Source organism: Stenotrophomonas sp. STEN021 (assembly GCF_056760175.1).
Window position 1 is genome coordinate 1 of the sequence record NZ_JBRREH010000137.1, and the last position, 6,144, is coordinate 6,144.

A 6,144-nucleotide genomic window follows, 5' to 3' on the forward strand; every position below is an offset into this window, starting at 1 on the left:
GCGCCCCCGCCCCCCCCTGCCCTTCTTCTCGCCCCCAACCGGTGTTTGGGGGGGGGCAAAATCGGTTTTGGGGGGGGGGGGGGGGGGTGGGCGGGGGGCCCCCCCCCGCTCCTACACAGGCCCGCCACTTTCCAGTGGCCGACTGCTGGCGGATGCTGAAGCGGCGTTGAGCCGGCGCATCGGGCGCGAAGCTTTGTGGGAGCGGCGTGAGCCGCGATGTCCGCGCTGCATGAACTGGCGACAACGCTGATCTTCGGCGTGGCAAATGCGCTATTGGCTGCGGATGTAGCGGTGGCTTCGCGGCTTGCGCCGCTCCCACAATCGCGCCATCCGCAGCGTCCTTCAGCGTTCCTTGCGCCAGTTCACCGAGCCACGGTTTTCCACCGTGGACGATTCCACTTCGATGTCGAAACCGCGGCGCAGCAGGTATTTCAGGGTCAGCACCGAGCCGCTGCCGACCAGCGATACGCCGTAGCCGATGTAGAGCTTGGGGGTGATGTACTTGCCCACGCCGATCACCGAGCCACCCAGCGCGCGTGACTGGCTGACGCCTGCATCGTCCAGGCCCAGCTTGGCACCCACCTGTGCGGCGAGCAGGCCGGTACCGGCCGACAATGCCGCCGAGGCCGCGTTGACCTGCTGTGCCTGGTCGCTGCTGGCCATGCTCAGGCTGCGCCCCAGCACCAGATAGGCCAGCGACTCGGATTGCGACATCGCCGGGTCCGACCACACCTCCACCTTCGGCTGCTGCGCGCGCCCGGTAACCTGGATGCCCGCGGTGACATCGCCAATCGCACGCTGCGCCTTGATGTTGATGCGCGGATCGGAAACCACCCCGTAATTCCACAGCAGCTGGCCGTCGGTGATGGTCAGGTCCTGGCCGTAGGCCTTGTAGCGACCACTGACTTCCAGGCCGCCATTGGCGGTCATCTCGCGGCCCGGACGCGCACGCACCTGCATCTTGCCGGTCAACGCGCCCTTCAAGCCGAAACCACTCATCTTGACCTTGTCGCCGAGGCTGACGGTCAGGTCCATGTCCAGCGGCGAGGACGGGCCCTCTTCCGGATCAACCGGGTCCAGTACCACGATGTCTTCCGAGGCCGAGGTGCCGCGGTCCAGGCGTTCCAGATCCAGATCGGCCTCGGGCACGTGCACGCTGCCGCGCAGTTCCATCGCGGTGCCGGCCAGGGTGAAGTCCAGGTCCGGGTTGGCCACCACCCGCAGTTCACTGGTATTGGCCAGCAGCACCTTGTCGCCGTGGATATGCAACTGCAAGGGCTGCGCATCACCGAACCAGGACAGGCCGCCATCCACCTGCAGCGTGCCTTCGCCACCGGTCTTGGTTGATGCGCTGATACGCGCCGAGCCATCGGGCTGGGCGATGAAGCTGCCCTTGCCTTCGCTCAGGGTCAGGCCCAGCGCCGGGAATTCACCGGTGAAATTGCTGAGCTTGGCCTCGCCACCCAGGGTTGGCTGCGAGCGCGTGCCGCGCAGGCTGACGTGGCCTTCGATCAGTCCCTGCGGCCGCACCAGATCCGGCGAGAACAGCTCCAACCAGTACAGCCGAGCGATGTTCATGTACAGCTCACCGGTGAGTGCCGCGTTGGGCTCCCAACCGGTCTGCACCTTGGCATCGATGAAGCCGTCTCCCTTGAAACCGACACCGAGGTAACCCTTGATGCTGCTCGGCAGCATGTCGACGTTGAGCGAGAAATTGTCGTAACGCACCAGTTCGCCACGTGCATTGTCACCGAGGCGGATACCGCCCTCGGCCGACGCCACCTTGATGGCACCCTCCCAGGCATTGCCACGCGGGCGGATGTTGCCGTCCAGGGTGAGATCGCCACGCAGGTACATGCGGCGGCCTTCGTTGGGCGGCAACCAGGGCTGCACCAGGGCAAGCGGCAAGGCATCACCGCGCAGCTGCAGGCCCTCACGCGGCCAGTTGGCGGCAAGGCACAGCGCGCCACCGGTATCCGAGCCCAGGCAGGCGTCGGACAAGGTGAAGTTGCTGCCCTGCGCACTGAAGGCGGCCGGCTGCCGCAGCTGCCACGGCGCACCCTTGACCGGCGCGATCCGCAGCGAAGCCAGCTCGCCGCGCCAGGCTTGGCCCTGCTGACGCACGCTGCCGCTGAGCGCGACCGCACCCAGCTCGTTGCGGGTGTCGGCGTCCAGCTGCAGGTTCTGCACACTGCCACGCGCATTGATGTTGACCTGGTCCAGCAGCATGCCGACTTCGACGGCACTGCCGTGTATCTGCAGCGCGCCGTTGTTGCCCTGCCACGGCAGGCGGCCGTTGATGCTGATCTGCTGCGCCTTCCAGTCGTCCCATTGCAGGCCGTTGCCGCGCAGGTCGGCGGTGATGTCCGGCTGGCTCGGTGTGCCGCGCAGCTGCAGGGTGCCGGCCACGCTGCCGGTGCCACCGGGCAACAGGTCGGACAGGTGCAGCGGCTCCAGCCGCGCATCCACATCCAGGCGGTCGCCGACCTTGCCCTTGGCTTCGACCTGGCTGTCGCCCATCACCAACCGCACATTGCCTTCACCCTGGGTGCCCTGCAAGGCGAGCTTGGCACGCGCATCGACACGACGGCCACGCAACATGCCGTTGATCTGCGGCACGTCCAGCGTCGCCTCGAAGCGCATGTCGCTGCTACCGGCTACCGCCGGCAGCTGCTTGCCCTTGGAGGCCAGCGAGCCGGACAGATTGCCTTCCCAGCCCGGTGCAAAATAGCCGGGATCGAACTTGGACAGCGTCGCATCCACATCCCAGGCCAGCGCCGGTGCCCATGCTGCCGAGCCCTTCAGCTCCAGCGCGCCACCGGGCGTGGTCGCCTTGAGGTGTTCGATATGCGCCTGCTGGTCATTGCCACGCACATCGAAATCCAGATTGGCGTCCTGCGCTTCGCGCGCCACTTCGGCTTTACCAACGGCGGCCCAGTTCTTCAGATTGCCGGCCACGCCCAGCCGCGCTTCCTTCAGGTGCAGCGGCACCGGCGTGCTGTCCGGCGAACTCGGGTCCGGCTCGGGGGTATAGGTCAGCTGGTTGGCCACCACGGCGAAGCGGAAACCCGGGTTCTGCGCATCGCTGAAATCAGCGGTGCCCTGCAGCCGCACGCTGCCGCCGAAGGCTTCGGCAACCAGTGGCGCGACCGTCAGCACCTGCTTGTCGATGGCAACATTGGACGGCGCCAGCACCAGCTCGTTTTCACCCTGGCGTACCCGGCCCTGCAGCCGCGCCTGACCGCCGCGGCCACGTGCGGTGAAATCCAGCGCCAGCGGTGCCGGTGCCTCGGCCAGGAACTGCGCCGGCACCACCTGGCCGATATCCAGTTGTTCGCTGCGTGCGGACACATTCCACACCGGATCAGTGCGCCCATCCAGAATGAAACTCAGGTGCAGCGGCTTGGGCGCGTAACCGGCCACCGCAACTTCCATATGGGCCAGATTGCCACGTGCGACCAGCCCCAGCCGCGCGGCCGGTTGCCCCGGACGTGGCGGCATCAGCGCGCGCACGGTCAGGTCGGTAGCATAGTCTTCGCGCGGCAGGTAGTGGCCGTCGATACGGAAATCGCCGAGGTTGCTGTTGACCTTGATCTGGTTGGCGGTGAATTCACCATTGGCAGCTTCAAGCCCACCACGGAGCTTGCTGATGTCGATGATCGGCTGCTGCAGCTGGGTGATGCGCAGGCCATCAATGACGATGGTGTCGGCCTGCAAGGCCAGCGGCAATTCGATGGCGGGCAGCACGTCCGGCCAGTTGGGCAGTTCGAACGGCTTGTCTTCCGATGGCCCCAGCTCCAACGAGGCATCGCTGATGCGCAGGGCATCCAGGCGCAGCTTGCGGCCGAGCAGCGGGCGGATATCCGGGTCCAGATAGGCCTTGCCGGCAGTGAAGTGCAGCTCGTTGTAGCGGAAATCCAGGTCGTGCAGGATCAGCGGCCCGGCCAGCGGGCCTTCGGCCTTGCTCCAGGTCAGCGATGAACCGGCCGGCAAGCGTGCCACCACCTGCGCCAGCAGCACCTCACGCCCAGCCACGGTCTGCAGCAGCCAATACAGCGCAAACAGGCCCAGCAGCACCAGCACGGTGATGGTGATGCCGCTGCGTACTGCCAGTGTGCGCAGCCGCGCCTTGCGCTTGGCACGCAGCTCGGCGATACGCGCTTCGCGCTCTTCCGGGCTCACCTCGTCGGGCCGCCGGCTCATAGGTCAGCTCCGATGTTGAGGTAGAGCTGGAACTGCGAATCCGGGTGGTTCAAGCCGTGGGCGATATCAATACGCACCGGCCCTACCGGTGATTTCCAGCGCACACCAAAGCCCACGCCGGTATGCAGATCGATGGTGTTGTCAAAGGCACTGCCGGTATCGACAAACACCGCACCGCCCCAAGGGCCGCCGCCAAAATAATGCTCGTATTCGGCCGAGCCGATCACCAGGTTCTTCGCGCCCAGCGCGTATTTGTCCGGTGCCGGCGTACGCGGGCCGACCTCACGGTAGGCATAGCCACGGATGGAGCGATTACCGCCGGCGAAGTAGCGCAGACTCGGCGGCATCGCCACCAGATCACTGGTCCAGGTAGTGCCCGCCTGCCCGCGCAGAATCAGCCGATCCGCATCGCCCAACGGCAGATACCAACGCACGGTGGCATCTGCCTGCACGAAACTGGTGTCCGAACCGGCACCTTCGATACCGCCGCGCAGCGTGGCGTTGCCGCTGATGCCACGGCGGGGAAAGCTCTTGTCGTCGACATTGACGTAGTCGGCAGTCAGCTGCGGGTAGACCAGCGTCGAGTAGTTGTAGACCGCGGCATTGAACTGGTCACCTGAGCTGTAGCGCCAACGCTCGCGCAAGGCGTTCATCGAGACGATGGCAGTGAGGTTTTCGTTGATTTCGCCGCTGCGGCTGGCGATCAGCTTGACGTTGCGCAGGTCGATGTAATCGGTCTGCTCGTCATAGGCACTGACTGCGTAGCTGTACCAACCGTCCAGCCAGCGGAAGCCGGGCACGCGGTAGCTGGTGATGAAGCTCTTGCGCTTCTGCGCGTAGTCCAGCTGGGTGCTGAGCTTGTGGCCGCGGCGATTGACGTAGCGGCGCTCGACGCCGCCGCGCACACCCGGGCCACTCTCGCTGCCGTAGCTCAGACCGGCGGTGTAGATGGTGCGCTTGGCGCGGGTCAGCTTGACGTTGACCGGCACCTCACCGTTGTCGTCGGCCTGTTCCGGATGCGGCTGGATATCGATGACGCTGAAGTAATCGAGCTTGGTCAGCGATTCGCGCAGGCGGTCAAGCTTGCCTTCATGCCAGTAGCTGCCCTGCTCCCAATACACCAGCGGCTCGAACAGACCGGGACGGAAGTAGTCCTGCTCAAAGCTGATCGGCCCCATGTTGTAGCGGCGGCCGCTGTCCCAGGTAAGGAAGATGTCGGCGGCATTCTCCGCGCGCGTCACTTCCACCTTGCGCTGGGTGAAATCAGCATCGAAGTAACCACGCTCGGCCAGCCGCCGGGTAATGGTGATCTTGCTGGCCTCGTAGCTGACCGAGTCGAAGTCTTCGCCGGTCTTGGGGTGGAAGGCCTCGATGTCTTCCTGCAGGTAGCGGTCGCGCGAGGCCGGGCCGGTGATGGCCAGCTCTTCGGTGCGGACCTTGACCTGCTCGCCTTTGTCGACCTGGATCAGTACCTGCAGGGTCTCGCCGGTACGCGGTGCCTCCACGGTGATCTTCGGGTTGTAGAAGCCAAACGGCTCCAGCGCCGTACGGGTCTGCCGTTCGGCCTGCGACAGCAGGTACTCCAGGCGTGATTCACCCTGCACCTTGCCGATCGCGTCGTAGACCGATAGCGATACCTCGATGTTTTCGATGATCTCGGCGTCATCCCCTTTGTCCAGACCTTTGATCTGGACTTTTTCGATGGTGCCGCGGGCATGGGCCAAGGGTGCTGCCGCCAGCGATGCCAGAAACAGAAGGAGCGGGGTGATTCGAGATAGCTGCATGCGCGTCAGCATACCGGTCCGAACATGACCAGCAAAATCACACGACCTTCATGCCCCCTTGTAGTGGGGGGGGGGGGGGGGGGGGGGGGGGGGGGGGGGGGGGGGGGGGCGGGCGGGGGGCGGGGCGCGGGGGCTGGCAGGGGCGGGGGGCGCAGGG

2 protein-coding genes are annotated in these 6,144 nt (G+C 65.8%); both read right to left on the reverse strand.

The window, feature by feature from the left end; translation table 11 throughout:
• Window positions 1-342 precede the first annotated feature (342 nt).
• Window positions 343-4,203 (reverse strand): translocation/assembly module TamB domain-containing protein, encoded by a 3,861-nt coding sequence (locus ACVOL0_RS19805; RefSeq protein WP_481550542.1) that lies wholly within the window; start codon window positions 4,201-4,203, stop codon window positions 343-345.
• Window positions 4,200-5,999 (reverse strand): autotransporter assembly complex protein TamA, encoded by a 1,800-nt coding sequence (locus ACVOL0_RS19810; protein ID WP_481550543.1) that lies wholly within the window; start codon window positions 5,997-5,999, stop codon window positions 4,200-4,202. Before ACVOL0_RS19810 ends, ACVOL0_RS19805 begins: the two co-directional genes overlap by 4 nt.
• Window positions 6,000-6,144: the final 145 nt, after the last annotated feature.

What these genes read in the sequence shown, in the direction of transcription:
- ACVOL0_RS19805 (WP_481550542.1), bottom strand. Translation starts at nt 4,203, where the DNA reads ATGAGCCGGCGGCCCGACGAGGTGAGCCCGGAAGAGCGCGAAGCGCGT.
- ACVOL0_RS19810 (WP_481550543.1), bottom strand. Translation starts at nt 5,999, where the DNA reads ATGCTGACGCGCATGCAGCTATCTCGAATCACCCCGCTCCTTCTGTTT.